We start from the raw sequence: 19,049 nt of genomic DNA, 5'->3' as shown, positions 1-19,049 counted from the left end.
AACGGAATGCTCGTCCTCGCCTCCGCCGCATGAGCTAGTAGGAGGAGCACTAGTGAGGACAGCTCGCTTCTTAGGCATTCTCGCCATCTCGTTGGCGCTCATCGCCCCGACGAACGCCACTGCCGCCCCGCCGGCCGACTGGTCCAAAGCCGTCGTCGACTCGACGATGAAACGCTTCACCCCGGACAAGCTGGGCGGCTGGGGCTACACCCGCGGCCTGTACCTGTACGGCCAGTACCTGGTCTACAAGCGCACAGGCGACAAGAAGTACTTCGACTACATCAAGGCCTGGGTCGACCGCTTCGTGAAGTCCGACGGCAGCATCAGCAACAGCTTCAACAACCTCGACGCCATGCGCTCCGCCACGCTGTTCGTGATCCTGCACCAGGAAACGGGCCAGGCGAAGTACAAGAAGGCGGCCGACAAGCTCCGCGCCCGCTTCACCAGCTACCCGCGCACCTCCGACGGCGGCATGTTCCACGCCACCAGCAAGGTCGGCCAGCTGTGGGCAGACGGCGTCTACATGGCCCAGCCTTTCATCGCCATGTACGCCAAGGCCTACAACGATCCCTACGGCTACGACGAGGCCGTCCGCAACATGAAGGCCTACTTCGCCCACCTGAAGTCCGACGACGGCCTGCTCTGGCACGCCTACGACGCCGACGGCTCGGAATCCTGGGCCAAGAACCCGGGCAGGCACTCGTCCGAACACTGGGCCCGCGCCATCGGCTGGTTCGGCATGACCGCGGTCGACCTGCTGGAGATCCTGCCCGCCAACCACCCCGGTAGGACGGACCTCATCAGCATCGTGAAGCACCTGGCCATCGGCTACACCCGCTACCAGGACGCCGCCACGGGCCGCTGGTGCCAGATCGTCGACAAGTGCTCGAACCCGAAGAACTGGACCGAAACCTCAGCCTCGTCGATGTACACCTTCATGCTCTCGCGCGGCGCAGAACGCGGCTACATCGACGCGTCCTACAAGGCCGTCGCAACAAAGGGCTACCAGGGAGTCCTCGCCAAGGCGTCGGTCGGCTCAGACGGCCTGACCAACATCAGGGACATCTCCGAGGGCACCAACGTCGGCAACGCCGACTACTACTACGCCCGCCCACGAAACACGAACGACTTCCACGGCCTGGGCGCTTTCCTAATCATGAACGAACAACTGACCCGCACGACCTAGCCTCCGGCCGCGAGGGAGTCTCTTCGGGCGACTCCCTCGCGCACGGCCGATGGCTCTTCTAGTCGTACCCGCGAATGTGGCCGTCCTCGTCAGCGAGAATTTCGTGGCGATCCATGTCCGGCTCCTTCCGTCGTGGCTGACATCACAAAGGTAGAGGCCCAACGACGTCCTGTGGAGTGAATTTGGACAGCAACCGGGGTATCACTCACGAACCCAAGGGGGTCGTAGGGGTGACCCCCACCACACACCCCAGCGCGTGGCCTCCATCACACCCATAGGCTAAGACCCGGCTACACAGAGCCAATCAAGACGCCAACTTTGCCCCAACGGGTTGCCTCCCCTACCCCACTCGGGGGACAAACCCAGTCATGCGAACGATGCTGACCGTAATCGCCGCAGCCACCCTCCTGGCCACGGCGACACCCCCTGCCGCGGCCGCCGACCCCGTGGCCAAGACGGTGGAACTGCTCAACGCCTACCGCGCAAAGCACGGCGCACCGCCTCTCTCCCTCGATTCCGAGGTGACCCGAACAGCCCAGGAATGGGCAGATCACCTGCACGAGACAGACGGTTTCGAACACCGCCCAGCCAACCCCTACGGCGAGAACCTGTACTGGACCGGCAGCACCCGACGATCCCTCGACACGGTCGCCACAAACGCACTGGAAAAGTGGTACGCCGAATCCACCGGCTACGACTACACCCGCGAGATGACGTCCGACAACATCAACTACGACGTCCTCCACTTCACGGCCATGGTCTGGAAGTCCTCCGACCGCGTGGGCGTGGGCCTGAAGCAGGGCACCAACGGCACCTACGTGGTGGTCAACTTCGCACCCCGGGGCAACACGCTGACCCAGTTCGTGGCGAACGTCCTCCCCCCAACCACCACCGCATGACCCACGCAACGGCACCCCAACCACGCAGCCGAGCCCAAGCGATGGCGCAGCCGAGCAGTCCTTGGCATACCCGGCTGGTGGGGTGGGTCCCGCCCGGAACGCAACCCACCTACGCAACCGGCGGCCGCCCATCGCACCAGGCGTGCCATCAACCCGCCCGCGGCGCTGGTGGGTCTTTGATCAGATTGGCGGGGTCTGGGGCGGAGCCCCAGAAAGCAACCGGAACATGACTACGGCACGCGCCCACCTACGGACACGCAACAGGAAGACGCCAACGCACCAGGGGGACGACCCACAAGACCCACGCGCCCGCCGAAGGCGGCAATCACCGCAACCCAGCAGTCTCGGTAACAGCCCTCAAAGCCGCCACAACAGCCGAAAACGGCGGCAAAAACGGCTTCTCCAGAGGCGGCTCCCCCAACCACCCCACCACCCCACGATCAATCCGGGAAGGCGGCAACGGCACCAACGTCCCCAACCGATGAGTCAACGCGCCCCGAGCCCGCAACCGAATCAGATTCACCTGAGAAGCCGAATCACCGGAAGCAGTGAGGATGAGCCACCGCCGGGAAGCCCCCGGCAGCACCACCACCGGCCCGGCCAGCATCCGAACAGACAGGTAGTGCTGCACCTCCCCGCCAATCCCAGCCGCAAGCTCCACAGCGGACACCTGATGATCAGTGGTGAGCAGCAGCCGGTTCTCCGAGCGCAGTACGAGCCATCCCCACGACGAGTACCGCTCGAACGCGCTGGAGAACGAGTCGAGCCGCGGCAAAGCTCCCTTGGGCGAGTTCATCGATCTCACCTCATTGGATTGACGTGTAACCCCGATCACACGATTTGACTCTCCGCCGCCATGAATTCACTATCGGCCCGCCATCGGCACACTCGAACGGGGCTGGAGAGCGTGACCCACCTGCACCAACGCCATGTCACCATGATCGCCCTGGGAGGTGTGATCGGCGCCGGCCTCTTCGTGGGCACAGGCGCGGGCATAGCGCTGGCAGGCCCGGCGGTCCTCATCTCCTTCGCCCTGGCAGGCCTCCTGGCGCTCCTGGTCATGCGCATGCTCGGCGAGATGGCAGCAGAACACCCGAGCGGCGGCGCCTTCTCGGTGCACGCCGAAAAGGCCTTGGGCGAATGGGCGGGCTTCACGATCGGCTGGCTCTACTGGTCGACGGTGGGCGTGGTCCTCGCGGTGGAAGCCACCGGCGCCGCCAAGATCGCGTCAACCTGGATCCCGGCGGTCCCGCAATGGGCCTGGGTCCTCATCTTCATGTCCGCCCTGACCGCGGTGAACCTCACCAACGTGCGAAACTTCGGCGAGTTCGAGTTCTGGTTCGCAGGCCTCAAAATCGCCGCCATCGTGGTGTTCCTGGCCCTGGGCGCAGCCGCCATCGCCGGAGTGATCCCGTCAGTCGACTCGCCTGGGCTGGCCAACCTCACACCGTTCCTCCCCAACGGCTGGGGCGGCGTGGTGGCAGGCCTGATGGCGGTGGTGTTCGCGTTCGGCGGCCTGGAAGTGGTCACGATCGCCGCGGCCGACGCGGAAGACCCGAAGCACGCCATCGGCAAAGCGGTCCGGACCTCCATCACCCGGCTGCTCATCTTCTACCTGGGTTCGATGGCCGTGGTCGTCACCCTCCTCCCCTGGAACAGCGCGGAAGTTGGCGCCAGCCCGTACGTCGCGGTGCTGACCAGGATCGGCATCCCGGCGGCAGGCCAGATCATGAGCGCGGTCATCCTGATCGCCCTGCTGAGCGCCATCAACGCCACCCTGTACGGCGCGTCCCGCATGCTCTGCTCGCTGGCCGAGCGCGGCGAGGCCCCCAAGGCGTTGCTGAACAGGAAGAACGGTGTGCCCCGCAACGCCGTTCTGGCCTCCGTGACGTTCGGCTTCATCTCGGTCCTGCTGAACTACCTCTGGCCGGACACCGTCTTCCTGCTCCTCCTCAACGCCGCGGGCTCCTCGCTCCTCATCGTCTGGGGCTTCATCGCGATCTCCCAGATCCGCCTGCGCCGCACCATCGAGAACCCGACGGTGAAGATGTGGGGCTACCCGTACCTCTCCTGGCTGACGCTCGCCGGCATCGTCGCCATCATCGGCCTGATGCTGAACGACGACCAGGCCCGCGGACAGATCCTGTCCACGGGCCTGCTCGTGGCCGTCATCGCCGCGATCGCGCTCAGCAGGACAGCTTCGCGCCGGCGAAGTCTCCGCGGTCGAACCTGACGCCGTCGCCGCCGTCGTTCAGCACGAGCCGCAGGAACTTGGCTCCCTGCAACGATCCTGAGATGGACACCGCGTCGTCCTTCCACGTGCGCACACCGCTGGAGGCGACGCGGGTGCCGTCCGCCCAGATCTCGAAGATCGCCGAGCCCTGCTGGTTCACGTCGCGTTCGTCGTCGATGCCGACGTCGGACGAGAACGACGTGCAACGCCCGCCCACGTACAGGATCAGCTCGGCGTTGGCGTGCGCGCCGAGGCCCTTCTCGTAGGTCTTGCCGTTGATGGTCAGCGTCTTGCCGTCACCACCGAGGTAGCCGCCGTTGGACCTGTCGCGCTCGACCGGCCCGTAGCCGCTGCGTTCGGTGGTGAACGTGACGTCGCTGGCCCACAGCGAGGCACCCGACGGCGGCGCGACCGGCACCAGCACCGGCGAGGTCACCGGCCGGGTGAGGGTGCCGTGTCCGACCCACGTCACGCCCAGCGAGCCGTTGAGCACATGGGCTCCTGGCGCGGCATCGGCAGGTGGCGTGACCCGCCACTTGCTCTGCACCGACTGCGAGGTCAGCAGCACGGGCGCGCGTTCGGAGGAGAGTTTCTCGACCTTCCACCCGGCGGGTGCGGTGAAGGAGGTCGACGCGTCCAGCACCGGGATCGGTGCCTGGTTGGTCGCCGTCACGGTCGCCACGAACGGTTCACCGGCCGGGGTGATCGTGCTCGGGATTCCCGCGTACTTCTCGGCGATGTCCAGCGAGGTGTCGATCGCGGGCTCGTGGGTGAACCAGTCCTGGGAGGCCTTCACCCGGAAGATCGCCGTGCCGTGCGGCGGCAGCGAGGCCGAGACCCTGCCCGCGGACTGGAAGTTCTTGTGCTGCCACAGGTCCCGCACGGTGTAGCCGACGCTGCGCGGCAGGCCCAGCTCGCGGGCCGTGGTGGAGATCGTCGCGTTCACCTCGGACTCGTTGAACAGCGCCACCGCCTTGTCACCGTTGGCCAAGGGCTTCACGAACACCCAGTGCCCGTCCTTCTGATGGATCACCTTGCCCTGGACGCCGAGCTTGTCCTGGTTGACCGCGATGATCTCCTTGTTGCGCAGGATGTCGAGGTGCTCCGGCGCGATCTTGCGCAGGTCCGCGCCGATCAGCAGCGGCGCGGCCATGATCGACCACAGCGCGAAGTGGCTCTGGTACTCGGTCGTGGTCTGCCGGCCGTTGCCGACCTCGAGCATGTCCGGGTCGTTCCAGTGGCCCGGTCCCGCGTACTGGTCCAGCGGCGCGTTGAGCTTGAGGATCTCGACGGTCTTGGACCAGGTGTCGTTGATGTCGCCGGTGGTGCGCCACAGGTGGCCGACGCCCTTGCCCCATTCCCACGGCTTGTTCTGGCCCCACTCGCAGATCGAGTAGACGATCGGGCGGCCGGTCTTGCGCAGCGCGTCCCGCATCTTCGTGTAGCGCTCCAGCGCCGGGCGGCCCTGGTTGTTGCAGTTGTCGTACTTGAGGTAGTCGACGCCCCAGTCCGCGAACGTCTGCGCGTCGAGCTCCTCGTGGTCCAGCGCTCCCGGCATCGTCTTCGCGCACGTGAGAGTGCCCGCGCTGGTGTAGATGCCGAACTTGAGGCCGCGGGCGTGGACGTAGTCGGCGAGCGCCTTCATGCCGCTGGGGAACCGGGTCGGGTGGTTGCGCAGCCGTCCCGTCTCGGGATCGCGGGTGGCGTCGGCCCAGCAGTCGTCGACGTTCACGTACTGGTAGCCCGCGTCCTTCAAGCCCTTGGACACGAAGATGTCCGCCATGTCGCGGATCATCTGCTCGTTGATGTCGCAGCCGGTGGTGTTCCAGTTGTTGAACCCCATCGGCGGTGTGAGCGCCAGCGTCGGGTCCGCCGCGACGGCGGGTGGTGCGGGTACGGCCACGGACGCCGCGACGAGCGCCAGCGCGGTGAGCAGTGATCTCACTTCGACTTCTCCAGGGTGATCGCGAAGACGTGCAGGCGCGGCCCGCCCGTCCTGGGCAAGGTGACGGCGGAGAGCTCCTCGGCGGGATCGAGCTCGATCGTCTGGTGGAAGATCGACACCTGCTTCTGCACCGGCCCTGCGGGCGTGTGCATCAGCGTGGTCGCAACGGGTTCCGATTCACCGAACTGCGGCCGCTGCTGCCACGCGGTGACGCGGAACCGCGCGGTGGCCGAGCGTCCGGCGTAGGTGACGGCGCCGTCCGCTTCGACGTTGCCGGTGTCGGCGGCCGCGAGCAGGTGCAGCTTCACGTACTTCCCGGTGGGGACGGCCAGCGTCTGGCCGTTGGCGATGACGTTGTTCTTGCTCGCCTCGTCACCGTTGTGGAACTCGAACAGGACGCCGTCGTCGGTCACCGACCCCGTCTGCGGCAGCTGGGCGGCCGGGTAGGTGTTGCCGAGGCCGTCGAAGTTCCCGTCCCTGCTGGTGAACTCGTTGGAGAGCCCGTCGTTGTCGAACGCCGCGCTGAGGTCCACCGGCACCGTGCTGCCACCAGGCGGCAACGCGGGCAGGCCCCACCGCTTTCCGGGCTGGGAGATCCGCACCGGCGCGATGGTGAAGTCGCGCTCGCCCTTCGCGTGGATCAACGCTTCCTGGCCGCGCCGCAGTTCCAGCTCCACGACGCCGTCGTGCACGCTCCACTTCGAACAGCCGCGGACGCGCAGGGGACCTTCGATGCCCGTGCGGATGCGGCACGGCTGACCGGCCTCGCTGTGCACGCGCACGAACCGCGTCCTGCCGCCGCGCCGCACCGCGCTGACCAGGAACGCGCCTTCGGTCCTGGTGTCGTGGATCGTGACGTCCTGCCACACGGACGGCACGGCCGGGAAGATCCGGATCAGCCCGCCCCAGCTCTGGATCAGCATGTCCTGCAACGACTTCGCCGCGGAGAGGGGTGTCTCGATCACCGGGCCTGCCTCGAAGTACATCGTGTTGGGCTGAGCGAACCTGGCCACGAACTCCCGCAGGTACCGCAATGCGTCGTCGCCGCGGGTCATCTGGGCCGCGATCGAGGCGGCGCCGGTGAAGGTGAAGCCGCGCAACGACCCCTCGAAGCTCAGCCAGTGCTTCAACGACCGCTCGATGAGGTCGCGGCGCTCCGGCTGCTCCCAGTTGACCTCGTGCAGCGGGTAGACCGCGAGCAGGTGCGAGTAGTGCCGGTGCGACTTCGCGAACGGCACCCCGGCGCCGATCATGAACCCACCCGCGTCGACCGGGTACTCGACGAGCTGGTCGAGCACCTCCTGCCACCTCGGCGCCAGCGGGTCGTCGATCCTGAGGATCCTGGCGCTGTCGAGGAGGGTCCGGCACGACCAGCGCAGCAACGCGAGGTCGAAGTTGCAGTCCGGTGCGACGCCGTACTCGGGTGAGTAGGTGGGCAGCAGGTGCAGCTTGCCGTCGTTGCCCTTGCGCAGGAAGTGCAGGTAGTAGTTGGTGGACCTGCGCAGCACCGGGAAGGCGATGTCTCGGAGGATCCGTTCGTCCATGGTGTGCCGGTAGCTCAGCCACGCGTTGTGCAGCAGCCACGGCAGGTTCCCGATCTCCGGGTCCGGTGACGGGTGCAGCGGCGATCCGACGAACCCGGCGTCCTGGAAGGTCGGGTCGGTGCTGCGCCGCAACCCCATCGAGTCGGCGCGGAACTCCGGCCGCAGCGCGTCGACGAGGATCTGCTGGTTCTGCGCGATCGTGCGCGGGATCGGGTCCAGTTCGAGGTGGTTGGACGCGTGCACGGGCCAGTACTCGAGCTGGGCGTTGAGGTTGAACCACACCGAGGGCCACGGCGTCGGCTCCAGCCACGGCCCGGTGGTGGGCATGATCGGTGCCTCCGCACGGGCGCCGGACGCGAGCTTGTACAGCTGGATCCAGTAGAAGCTCTGCATCAACGCGTCCGGCACGGACACGAAGCTCTTGCGGTAGAAGCGATGCCACCACCGCTGGTGCTGATGCCGCAGCACCTCCGGGATCGGCGCTCTGCCGATGGTCTCCCTGACCGTCACCTCCGCGGTGCGGTCCGGGAACGAGTGGTCCACCGACAGCAGCAGCTCCGTGCGGCCGTGGAGTCGCCTGATGCGATACGCGGTGGCGGTCTGGCCGCCCGCGACCATCTCCTGCGTGACGAGCGTCAGCCCGTTCTCGGTGCGGGTGACCGGCTTGGGGTTGAGGGGCAACGTCGCCGGCGGTGGCTCGCGGATGATGCGCGGGCTCATCGCGTCGAGCGCCCGGAACTCGAGCGCGCAGTCCTTCTCGCCGCTCGTCGGCCGCACCTCCAGGTGCAGCAACGACTTCTCGGCGTGCACGAACGCCCTGACCCTCAGCTCGCCCCGGTCGGTGATGATCCTGCCGCGCAGCTCGGCGTTGAAGAGGTCGAGCCGGAGGTCGACCCCGGTGATCTTGCCTTGTGGCGTCAGCAGGAGGCGCCCGACCGGCAGCCGCGCCACGCCCCACTCGTTGCCGAACTGCGGCCGGTGGTCCTGCACCTTCGCGTGGTCGACGGTGAACCGGACCGCGTTCGCACCCGGCTCGCGGTAGACGGCCGTGGCGAGAAAACCGTTGCCCAGGAACGGTCCCTCGTACCAGGCGCGCGGGATACGCTGCCACACCAGGTCTTGCTCGCCGAGGAACCGCTCCCAGTCGATCCTCGTCGCGCACCCGGTGAGCTCCGGGTCCGCGTTCGCCTTGGCGGGCAACGCCGTGAGCGCCGCCCCAGCCACCACCCCACCGAGCAGTCCGCGCCGCGACAGATCCACTCCAACACCCTTCAGGTCCGCGGCGGCAGCGAACAAAGATCGGAGGTGTACCTTCCAGCGCAGCCTAGGACGCCCCTCAAACGCGGTCAAGACCAGTCAAGCCTCGGATGAAACCGTTTACCAACTCTGGAGGATGCTCGTGATTGCGCGTTCCTACCCGTTCGGTCCGGTGGACGGGCTCGAGATCGACCCGATGTACGGCCGGCTCCGCGACACCGAACCGCTGGCCCGCGTCAAGCTCCCGCACGGCGAAGAAGGTTGGCTGCTCACGAGATATGACGACGTGCGCCTGGCGCTCAGCGATCCGCGGTTCAGCCTCGCGCAGGCCGCCGTCCGCGACACACCGCGGATGGGCCCGCAGCGGATGGGCGCGATCCTGACCGACCTCGACCCGCCCGAGCACACCCGGTTGCGCAGGCTGCTGGCGCACGCGTTCACCGTGCGCCGCGTCGAACAGTTGCGGGCCGGCGCGGAACGCACGGCCGGTGAGCTGCTCGACGAGATGGAGAAGGCGGGCCCGCCTGCCGATCCCGTGACGGCGTACGCGGTTCCCTTGCCAGGACTGATGATCTGCGATCTGCTCGGCGTGCCGTACGCCGACCGCGACCACTTCCAGGACCTCGCCGCCGCGTTCATGTCGATCACGGCCATGACGGACGAGGAGAAGATGTCGAGGCTGGGCGAGCTCGCGGCCTACCTCGCCGGGCTCGCGGACCAACGGCGCGAGCACCAGGAGGACGACCTCATCAGCACGCTGGTGGTGGCGCAGGAGGAAGGCGACCGGCTCACCGCGGACGAACTGGTGCAGCTGACGGTGTTGCTGCTCGGCGCCGGCTACGACTCGACCGCCGCCCACATCGCCAACTCCGTGTACACGCTGCTGAAGTTCCCGGATCAGGCCGATCTGCTCCGCTCGAACCCGGACCTGATGCCGTCCGCCGTCGAAGAGCTGCTGCGCTGGATCCCGGCCCAGGAGATCGCCGACATCCTGCCGCGGTACGCGCTGGAGGACGTGGAACTGAGCGGTGGCACCGTTCTCGCGGGTGAGCCCGTGCTGCTCGCCAAGCACGCCGCCAACCGCGATCCGCGCCAGTACCCCGACCCCGACCGGTTCGACGTGACGCGCAACGCCAAGGGGCACCTCGCGTTCGGGCACGGGCCACACCACTGCATCGGCGCCCAGCTCGCGCGGATGGACCTCCAGGTCGCGTTGACCGCGATCCTCGAACGGTTCCCCGGCCTGCGACTGACCGGGGAACCGCGGTGGCGGACCGGCATGGCCATGCGGGGTCCGCTGGCCATGCCGGTCACCTGGTGATCAGCCGGTGACGTTCTTGAGCCGGACAGCGCGGTACTTGCTGTTCGGCTCAAGGCCGTACCTGAGCGGACGGTGGTCGGTGCCGAACCCGCCGCGCTGCTCGTAGGCCAGGTACTCCGACCTGTCGCCCTTGGTCCACTTCTCGAAGATCACGACGTGCCGGAAGTCCGACCCCGGTTCGTCCACCGGATCGATGAACAGGTCACCCGGCTTCATGTCGGCGATCTTCACCGGCGTCGTGTACTTGGCGGTGGCCAGGGCCTCGGTGTTCGGACCACCCTTGGGATTTGCGTTCCCCAGTTTCGCGGCCATCGACACATAACCCGAACAATCCTGCCGGTAGCCGTCCTTCCAGTACGTCTTCATGCTGTACGGCACGCGGCCACCGTTGTTCGCCGTCAGCCACGACGCCGCGCGCTGCAGCATCTCACCCCTGCTGACCTGCTCCGCCGGTGCCGCGGACACCGCGGGAGCACCGACGAGTGCGAACGTCAGGAACGCAGCGATCACCGCTGAAATGAATTTCATCATTCCCCCTGTTGCGAGAAGAGTGAATCTCGTGGATCCACCGGAACACGCAGCAGGAAGGCAAGTCAAAGGTTTACTCGGCGAACGGCCGGGGTAGGACCAACTTTCGTCGTCACTCACCCGAGGCGAATTCCCACTATCGCGGGACGTCCTAGGCCGAGCGGCTCTGCGGCGCCAGCACCTCGTTGATGGCGTCCAGCGAGATGCCCAGCGCACCCGCGAGCGCGGCGATGGTGAAGAACGACGGCGTGGGGGCACGTCCCGTCTCGATCTTGCGCACGGTCTCGGCCGACAACCCGGCGCGGGCCGCGATCTCGACCATGCTCTCGTCGCCGCGGGCGTTGCGCAGCAACTGTCCGAGCCGCCTGCCGCGCTCCCGCTCCGTCGAGGTCAGGGGAATGCGCACCATGTCTGCGGATTCTACGCGAAACGCGCAAGTCGAGACGGTCGTAAAACTCCGTTGCACCGCCAGCGGATCACGACATAGGTTCGTCGTACACAAGAGAGGAGGTGGTCCGAAGTTGTATAGCTACAGGACTCGTGAGGTGGCTGTCCGCTAGGACCAGTCCTCGGTGACGCCTAGTGCAAACCAAGGCAGCCACCCGGCCCCCGGACTCCGAGCGCTGGTCCCGCTCGGCCCGCTCACGCGGGAGTCGTCCGGGGGTTGTCCCGTTTCACAGCGCTTTTCTCAACGCCTTGAGATCGGCCACGAACGCCTCGTAGGCCTCGGTCCAGTTCTCCGCCCGCAGCACGGACGACGGGTGCACGGTCACCCCGATCTTCAACCCGTCCTGCTCCAGCACCTCGCCGCGGTGCTCGGTGAGCTTGAACGACGACCCCAGCAACGCCTTCGCCGCGACGGCCCCCAGGCACACGATCAAACGCGGCTGCACGACCCTGATCTCCTCGCGCAGCCACGGGAAGCACGCCACCACCTCGGACCGCCGGGGCTGCTGGTGGATCCGGCGCTTCCCCCGTTCGGTGAACTTGAAGTGCTTCACCGCGTTGGTGAGGTACGCCTCGTCCCGCGCGATCTTCGCGGCCGCCAGCGCCTTGTCCAGCAACCGTCCGGCAGGGCCCACGAACACGTGCCCCTCGACGTCCTCGCGGTCACCCGGCTGCTCGCCGACCATCATCAGCGGCGCCGGCACCGGGCCTTCGCCGAACACGGTCTGCTTGGCGTCCTTGTAGAGCTCGCAGCCTCGGCACGCGCAGGACGCCGAACGCAGCGCCGCCCAGTCCTTCCCCTCGGGGACGAACTGGGCGGCGCTGGTCGCGTCACTTGTCCGAGCGGAAGGCATCCTTGACCTTCTCGCCGGCCTGCTTGATGTCGGCCTTCGCGCGCTCGGCGCGGCCCTCGGCCTGCCACTGCTCGTTGTCGGTGGCGTCGCCGACAGCTTCCTTCGCGCGGCCCTTCAGCTCTTCAGCCTTGTTGCTGAACTTGTCGTCGGCACCCATGGATCAGGCTCCTTCGGTACGTGGTCAGCTACGTCGATTGGTTACCCGGCGAGCACCGTCCGAAACAGTTGATAAGGTGATCACTCGCGGTTGAGAACCCAGCCGCAAGCCGATGAGATGGCTTGCTCTGGGTGTGTCCCGCCTTTTCGAGCGCTCCCGAGCCGTCGTCCCCATCGGCATGCCGCTGTGACCATGACGACGTGAAAGGAGCCGGCGGTGTCGTCCGCGAGAATCACCGCCCTCGAGGCCGAGGTCGCGGGGCTGCGCAAGGCTCTGGCGTCCCGGACCGTCATCGGGCAGGCCACGGGCCTGATCGCCGCACGCAAGCCCTGCACACCCCAGCAGGCGTTCGGGCTGCTGGTGCACGTGTCCCAGCACCACAACATCAAGCTGCACGTCGCCGCCGACCGGCTGGTGACGGCGTTCGTGCACGCTCACCTCGGCCGGCCGGTCAACCCGGCCGACCAGGTGTTGTGGGATCACGTCAGCGCGACCACCGCGAACGACTCCGGTGAAACCGATGACGGGTTCGCCGAGGAGGTCAACAGCACGTCGCCCTGAGGCAGCGGGACGGGCGTCGTGCCGAGGTTCACCACCACGCGGGTCGCCCCGCGGTGCAGCACGAAGCACAGCCCGTCCTGCTCCACCACGAACCTGTCCAGCCGCGGATCGGCGAGCTCCGGCCTGCGGCGGCGCAACGCGATCAGCGCCCGATACGTCTCCAGCACCTCCGCGTGCTCACCCTCGTGGACCTCGTCCCAGCGCAGCCGCGAGTTCTGCACGGTCTGCGGCGACATCGGGTCCGGCACGTCGGACTCACCCCAGCCGTGCCGCGCGAACTCCCGGCGCCGCCCCGTCCTGACCGCCTCGGCCAGCCCGGGATCGGGGAAGGACGCGAAGAACTGCCACGGCGTGGAAGCCGCCCACTCCTCCCCCATGAAAATCATGGGCGTGTACGGCGAGCACAGCACGATCGCCGCGGCGCACAGCAACTTCTGCTTGGACACCGACGCGGGCAGCCGGTCTCCGGTCGCCCGGTTGCCGATCTGGTCGTGGTTCTGCGTGTACGCGAGGAACCGATGGCCGGGAATCAGCGCCGTGTCGACGGGCTTGCCGTGGTGCTTCTCCCGGAACGACGACCACGTGCCCGCGTGGAAGAACACCTTCTCCAACGTGTTCTTGAGCGCGCCGGGCGCCGCGAAGTCCTCGTAGTAGCCGAAGGTCTCGCCGGTCAGCGCCACGTGCAGGCAGTGGTGCAGATCGTCGGACCACTGCGCGTGCAGGCCGTAGCCACCGCCTTCGCGTGCGGTGACCAGCTTCGCGTCGTTGAGGTCGGATTCGGCGATGAGGCTCAACGGCCGGTTGAGGCTGGCGGAGAGCGCGTCCACCTCGACGGCGAGTTCTTCGAGGATGTGCACAGCGCGCTGGTCGGCCAACGCGTGCACCGCGTCGAGCCGGAGCCCGTCGACGTGGAAGTCCCCCAGCCACTGCAGGGCGTTGTCGATCACGTACCGGCGGACCTCGTCGGAGTGGGGTCCGTCCAGGTTCAGCCCCGGACCCCAGTCGTTGCGGCCGGCGAAGTACGGCCCGAACTTGTCCAGGTAGGCCCCGGACGGTCCGAGGTGGTTGTAGACCACGTCGAGCAGCACGGCGAGCCCCTTGCGGTGGCAGGCGTCCACGAACCGCTTGAACCCGTCGGGGCCGCCGTAGGGTTCGTGGACCGCGCCCCACAGCACGCCGTCGTAGCCCCAGCCCTCGGTGCCGTCGAAGCTGTTGACCGGCATGACCTCGACGAACGTGATGCCGAGATCCACCAGGTGGTCGAGCTTCCCGATGGCCGCGTCGAACGTGCCCTCCTGCGTGAACGTGCCGATGTGCAGCTCGTAGATCACGCCGCCCGGCAACGTCCTGCCGGTCCACGCGCTGTCCGTCCACTCGAAATCGTGCCGGTACACACGGGACGCCTCGTGCACCCCGTTGGGCTGCCACAGCGACCGCGGATCCGGATACGCCTTGTCGTCGATGACGAACGCGTAGTCCGTCCCGTCGGCGGCCAGATCAATCTTGGGTGAGTGCCACCAGTCGCCGTCGCGCTTCATCTCGTGGTCGACACCGTCGACGCGGACATGGACCTGCTCGGGCGTGGGAGCCCAGACCGAGAACGTCACCGCACACACGCTAGTCCCCCGGACGCGGGGAGGGGCGGTGGCCGCGGCCACCGCCCCCTGCAGGGTGATCAGGTCACCAGGCCGTGCCACCCGCCGGGATCTCGGCGTAGGCGGCGAACCAGTCGTGCCACTTCACCGCCGTGCCCACGAACGAGGAGCTGTTCGAGGTCGCGACGTACACGTCGGCCGCGTCGCCGCGCGTGAACGTGACGATGTCGTCCCTGCCGTCACCGTTGAAGTCACCGGTTCCGGGGATCTCGCTGTACGCGGCGAACCAGTCGTGCCACTTCACCGCCGTACCCACGAACGACGAACCGTTCGACTTGGCCACGTACACGTCCGCGGAGGTACCACGCGTGAACGTCGCGATGTCGTCCTTGCCGTCGTTGTCGAAGTCGCCCACGGCCGGGAACTCGGCGCCCGCCGCGAACCAGTCGTGCCACTTCACCGCCGTACCCACGAACGAGGAACCGTTCGAGGTGGCCACGTACACGTCGGCCGAGCCGTCCCTGGTGAAGGTCGCGATGTCCGCCTTGCGGTCACCGTTGAAGTCGCCCACCAGCGGGATCTCGTTGTACGCGGCGAACCAGTCGTGCCACTTCACCGCGGTACCGACGAACGACGAACCGTTGGACAGAGCCACGTACACGTCCGCCGACCCACCACGGGTGAACGTCGCGATGTCGTCCTTGCCGTCGCCGTTGAAGTCGCCGACCGCCGGGATCTCGTTGTACGCCGCGAACCAGTCGTGCCACTTCACCGCCGTGCCGACGAACGAGGAACCGTTCGACAGAGCCACGTACACGTCGGCGGAGGTACCGCGGGTGAACGTCGCGATGTCGTCCTTGCCGTCACCGTTGAAGTCACCGACCAGCGGCACCTCGTCCCACGCGGCGAACCAGTCGTGCCACTTCACCGCGGTACCCACGAACGACGAACCGTTCGACAGCGCCACGTACACGTCCGCGGACCCACCACGGGTGAACGTGACGACGTCGTCCTTGCCGTCACCGTTGAAGTCGCCGCTCTTGCTGGCGAAACCGTCGGCGAACGAGCCGGGGATGTTCGAGCGCACCCAGTCGTTGGTCGACTGGTCGCCGATCCTGGTGTAGACGCCGGGCTTGTTCGGCCGGGCGCAGCCGGTGCCCCACGACACGATGCCGACCTGCCGCCAGCCGCGCGCGGTGCCCGCGAGCAGCGGACCGCCGGAGTCGCCCTGGCAGCTGTCCTTGCCACCGGCCAGCGGACCGGCGCCCAGCATCGTGTCGGCCTTGAAGGTGCTGCCGTAGGCGGCCGCGCTGGACATCGTCGAGTCCGGCTGGACGGGCACGTCGACCTCGCGCAGGTCGTTGCTGCCCGCGCCGCCCTCGGACGTGGCGCCCCAGCCCATCGTGCGCACGGTCGCGTTCGGCATCCACGTGTCGCGCTCGGCCGAGGTCGCGATCTGCAGCGGCGCCTTGGTCGACGCCGAGCTGAGGCGCATCAGCGCGACGTCGAAGCCGCTGCCGCTGGCGCTGGTGTACTGCGGGTGGATCCGGATCTCGGCGACGCTGCGGACGTCGCCGCCGGAGCCGCCGGAAATCCGGGTCTGACCGATCAGCGTGCTGAAGTTCGCGGCGGTGAGCCCGCTGACGCAGTGCGCCGCCGTCAGCACCCAGTTCGGGTCGATCAGCGTGCCGCCGCACCAGTGGTTGAACACGCCGGGCCGCGAGATGGACACCATCCACGGGTAGGCGTTCGTCGGCGAGACGTTGCCGCCGACGATCCTGGTGCTGGGCGGGTCGGTGTCATCCCCGTGAGCCTGCGCCGCCAGCCCCGCGGTCGCCATGCTCGCCGCGGCCAGAACGGCCAGGGATCTCTTGATGAGTCTCACTTTTCGCGATTCCCCCTCGCTTGTTGAGCTGTTCACCGCGGCCGACAGTGCCGACTGGCCCCTCGCCAGTCACCGTTCTCGACCAACTTCGACCACTGAGCGGTCCGCCCCGGTGACAGCCGGCGACGGCCTCAGTACGTTGAAGCCCTCCTGGGGGGAACGGGAGAAAATGCGTGGCCAGAGGGGAAAGAGGCGGACCGGTGGGGGATCCTCCCGGACCGCAGGGGGCAAGAACGTTCGAAGATCTCGCCGGCCGCTTGCGCGCGTTGAAGTCGTGGGCAGGTGTGAGCTACCACGAGGTCCACCGCCGGGTGGTGACTTTCCGACGGACCAGGGGGATCGCCGAACTTCCTTCCTACAACACGGTTTTCCGGTGTTTCCAGGCCGGGCGGACGCGCATGGACGTCGAGCTGGTGGTGCACATCGCGCGTGTGCTGCTGGGTGAGGACGACGCGAGAGCGGCCGAATGGCGGCTCGCGCACCAGGTGATCACCGGGGTCGCGACCGAGGCCGGGATGGTCCGGGTGAGCGGCGCGCTGCCGGACGACGTCGCCGATTTCACCGGCCGTGCCGCGGAGTTGGACGTGATCATGGCCGCCGCGGAGGCCGTCGTGATCGAGGGCATGGCGGGTGTCGGCAAGACGCAGCTCGCCACCCGTGCCGCACATTTGTTGCTGCGCCAAGGAATGTATTCCGACGTGCAGCTCTCGGTGAACCTGCGCGGGTACGATCCCGAGCGGCCTCCCGCCGATCCCGCCGCGGTCCTGGACGGCTTCCTCCGGCAGCTGGGCGTGTCCGGTGACCGCATCCACGCCCTGGACCTCGCCGGTCGCAGCACCGCGTTCCGCAAGCTGCTGATCGGACGCAAAGCGTTGGTGCTGCTGGACAACGCGATGAGCGAGGACCAGGTGCGGCCGTTGCTGCCGGACAGTCCCGACGCGCTGGTGCTGATCACCAGCCGCCGCGTGCTGCCCGGCCTGCCGGGGGTGCGGCTGAGCTTGACCGCGTTCGGCCAGGAGGAGGTGCTGGACCTCTTGCGCCGCAGGGCGGGCGCGGACCGCGTGGCCGCCGACGTGGAGACCGCCACCAGGATCGGTGAGCTGGTGGGACGGCTACCGCTCGCACTGGGACTGGTCGCCGGCCTGATCGCCGATCGTCCTCATTGGACTCTGGCCGACCACCTCCTCCGGCTGACCGAGCGGCACGAACTCCGGCACCTGGACAGCGGCGTGGAGCTGGCCCTCGACCTCTCCTACCGCGCCCTGCCCGCCGGGCACCAGCGCACGTTCCGGCTGACAGCGCTGCACCCCGGCCACGACTTCGACGCCGCGGCCGCCGCCGCGCTGGCCGGCGTCGACCTGGGCCTGGCGCAACGCCACCTCGACGACCTGCTGGCCGACCACCTCCTGCAGCTCAAGACGCCGTCGCGGTACGAACTGCACGACCTGGTGCGCGTGTTCGCCGCCGCCCGCGTCGTGGACGAGGAACCGAAGTCCGCGCAACGCGAGGCTTTGACCCGCCTCTTCGACCACTACCTGCAGACGGCGGCGGCCGCGCGCAACACGCTCAACCCCGCCGAACGCCACGAGTGCGTTTCCGCCGCCTCCGTCACCGACGCCAGGGCGTGGCTGGAGGCGGAGCACACGAACCTGATGGCGGTGGCCGACCACACCGCCCGGCACGGCTGGTTCAGCCACACCGCGCGGCTGATGACGACGCTCGCGAGGCACCTGGACATGACCGGCCGGCACAACGACGCCATCGCCCTCTACCAGCACGTGCTCAACACGGCCGACCGCCAGGGCCAGGGCGCCGCACTGCACAACCTCGGCCGTGTCTACTGGCGGCTGGGCGACCACGAGGCCTCACTCGACCACTTCGCGCGAGCCCTGGAGATCCACCGCGACACGGGCAACCGCGCGGGCGAGGCCGCCGCGATCAACAACATGGGCAACGTGCACCAGCGGCTGGGCCACTACGACCTGGCCCTGCAGCTCTACCTGCGCGCACTGGCCCTGCGCCGGGAGCTCGGCGACCGCGTCGGCGAGGGCGCGACCCTCGGCAACATCGGCATCATCTACCACCGCACGGGCCACTACGACGAAGCCTTCGCCCACTACCGTCCGGCACTCGCGATCCGCCGCGAGGTGGGCGACCGGGAAGGCGAGGGCGCGGTGCTGGCCAACATCGCCGAGACCCACCAGTGCCTCCAGCAGTGGAACGCCGCCCGCACCCACTACGAACAGGCGCTCGCGATCTTCGACGAACTCGACGACCGCTCCAACCGCTCCTACGCCCTCGCCTACCTCGCCCAGGTCCTGCAGAAGCTGGGCTTCACGAAGCTCGCCGTCGACCACCACGAGGAGGCGCTGGAGCTGGCCAGGGAGGTCGGCGAACTCAGCGTGGAGACCGAGGCCCTCAACCGCTACGGCGAGACCCTGACCGCTCTCGGCCGCCCCGCCTCGGCCCGCCCGTACCACGAGCGGGCCCTCGAACTCGCCTCGCAGACCGGCATCCGGTACGAGCGGGCCCGCGCCCTCGACGGCCTCGCCGCCGCCCTGTCCCGCACCGGTCGTCACAAGGAGGCGCTGCGCCACCGCACCGAGGCGCTGGCGCTGTTCGCCGAGCTGAACGTGC

The 19,049-nt window shown here is 68.0% G+C and carries 14 protein-coding genes and 1 pseudogene; 6 read left to right on the top strand and 9 right to left on the bottom strand.

Annotated elements, in window-relative coordinates:
* Window positions 1-52: 52 nt before the first annotated feature.
* Both IEZ09_RS36020 and IEZ09_RS36015 read left to right on the top strand, forming a co-directional pair.
* Complete coding sequence (locus IEZ09_RS36020) at window positions 53-1,186, top strand: glycoside hydrolase family 88/105 protein (RefSeq protein WP_370467776.1); 1,134 nt, start codon at window positions 53-55, stop codon at window positions 1,184-1,186.
* Window positions 1,187-1,554: 368 nt separating this feature from the next.
* Window positions 1,555-2,085: a CAP family protein gene (locus IEZ09_RS36015; protein WP_189258291.1), complete on the top strand. Its 531-nt coding sequence runs from the start codon at window positions 1,555-1,557 to the stop codon at window positions 2,083-2,085.
* A 325-nt stretch (window positions 2,086-2,410) separates the two neighbouring features.
* Here IEZ09_RS36015 and IEZ09_RS36010 read toward each other — a convergent pair whose 3' ends face one another.
* Window positions 2,411-2,881 carry a hypothetical protein gene (locus tag IEZ09_RS36010; RefSeq protein WP_189258290.1) on the bottom strand — a complete coding sequence of 157 codons (471 nt, stop codon included), beginning with the start codon at window positions 2,879-2,881 and terminating at the stop codon, window positions 2,411-2,413.
* A 141-nt stretch (window positions 2,882-3,022) separates the two neighbouring features.
* On the opposite strand from IEZ09_RS36010, the gene IEZ09_RS36005 reads away from it, so the two are divergent.
* Complete coding sequence (locus tag IEZ09_RS36005) at window positions 3,023-4,318, top strand: amino acid permease (protein WP_229813273.1); 1,296 nt, start codon at window positions 3,023-3,025, stop codon at window positions 4,316-4,318.
* Here the strand turns inward: IEZ09_RS36005 and IEZ09_RS36000 are convergent.
* Window positions 4,272-6,263 (bottom strand): NPCBM/NEW2 domain-containing protein, encoded by a 1,992-nt coding sequence (locus tag IEZ09_RS36000; protein ID WP_229813272.1) that lies wholly within the window; start codon window positions 6,261-6,263, stop codon window positions 4,272-4,274. The two genes, IEZ09_RS36005 and IEZ09_RS36000, sit on opposite strands and share 47 nt — an antisense overlap.
* Entirely contained in the window at window positions 6,260-9,067 is a 2,808-nt protein-coding gene (locus IEZ09_RS35995; RefSeq protein ID WP_189258288.1) for a glycosyl hydrolase family 95 catalytic domain-containing protein, read from the bottom strand. Before IEZ09_RS35995 ends, IEZ09_RS36000 begins: the two co-directional genes overlap by 4 nt.
* 133 nt (window positions 9,068-9,200) lie before the next feature.
* Here IEZ09_RS35995 and IEZ09_RS35990 point away from each other — a divergent pair, with 133 nt between their 5' ends.
* A complete protein-coding gene (locus tag IEZ09_RS35990; RefSeq protein WP_189258287.1) occupies window positions 9,201-10,385 on the top strand; it encodes a cytochrome P450 in 1,185 nt (394 codons plus the stop codon).
* Here IEZ09_RS35990 and IEZ09_RS35985 read toward each other — a convergent pair whose 3' ends face one another.
* The 4 genes from IEZ09_RS35985 to IEZ09_RS35970 form a co-directional block, all read right to left on the bottom strand.
* Complete coding sequence (locus IEZ09_RS35985; protein WP_189258286.1) at window positions 10,386-10,895, bottom strand: hypothetical protein; 510 nt, start codon at window positions 10,893-10,895, stop codon at window positions 10,386-10,388.
* A 169-nt stretch (window positions 10,896-11,064) separates the two neighbouring features.
* Complete coding sequence (locus tag IEZ09_RS35980; protein ID WP_189258285.1) at window positions 11,065-11,322, bottom strand: helix-turn-helix domain-containing protein; 258 nt, start codon at window positions 11,320-11,322, stop codon at window positions 11,065-11,067.
* A 265-nt stretch (window positions 11,323-11,587) separates the two neighbouring features.
* Window positions 11,588-12,214: a UdgX family uracil-DNA binding protein gene (locus tag IEZ09_RS35975; RefSeq protein ID WP_189258284.1), complete on the bottom strand. Its 627-nt coding sequence runs from the start codon at window positions 12,212-12,214 to the stop codon at window positions 11,588-11,590.
* Window positions 12,192-12,371 carry a CsbD family protein gene (locus IEZ09_RS35970; protein WP_166045808.1) on the bottom strand — a complete coding sequence of 60 codons (180 nt, stop codon included), beginning with the start codon at window positions 12,369-12,371 and terminating at the stop codon, window positions 12,192-12,194. Before IEZ09_RS35970 ends, IEZ09_RS35975 begins: the two co-directional genes overlap by 23 nt.
* A 216-nt stretch (window positions 12,372-12,587) precedes the next feature.
* Here IEZ09_RS35970 and IEZ09_RS35965 point away from each other — a divergent pair, with 216 nt between their 5' ends.
* Complete coding sequence (locus tag IEZ09_RS35965) at window positions 12,588-12,932, top strand: ANTAR domain-containing protein (protein ID WP_189258283.1); 345 nt, start codon at window positions 12,588-12,590, stop codon at window positions 12,930-12,932.
* On the opposite strand, the gene treZ is transcribed toward IEZ09_RS35965, so the two are convergent.
* Both treZ and IEZ09_RS46950 read right to left on the bottom strand, forming a co-directional pair.
* Window positions 12,851-14,539: a malto-oligosyltrehalose trehalohydrolase gene (treZ, locus tag IEZ09_RS35960; protein WP_189258282.1), complete on the bottom strand. Its 1,689-nt coding sequence runs from the start codon at window positions 14,537-14,539 to the stop codon at window positions 12,851-12,853. The two genes, IEZ09_RS35965 and treZ, sit on opposite strands and share 82 nt — an antisense overlap.
* A 73-nt stretch (window positions 14,540-14,612) precedes the next feature.
* Window positions 14,613-16,412 carry a trypsin-like serine protease gene (locus tag IEZ09_RS46950; protein WP_229813271.1) on the bottom strand — a complete coding sequence of 600 codons (1,800 nt, stop codon included), beginning with the start codon at window positions 16,410-16,412 and terminating at the stop codon, window positions 14,613-14,615.
* 398 nt (window positions 16,413-16,810) lie between these two features.
* Here IEZ09_RS46950 and IEZ09_RS35950 point away from each other — a divergent pair.
* A pseudogene (locus tag IEZ09_RS35950) lies at window positions 16,811-19,021 on the top strand (tetratricopeptide repeat protein); the annotation flags it as partial.
* Window positions 19,022-19,049: the final 28 nt, after the last annotated feature.

Source organism: Lentzea flava, from assembly GCF_014648475.1.
In the GTDB taxonomy this organism is placed as follows: Bacteria; Actinomycetota; Actinomycetes; order Mycobacteriales; family Pseudonocardiaceae; genus Lentzea; species Lentzea flava.
This window is presented reverse-complemented; position numbering and strand designations above follow the sequence as displayed.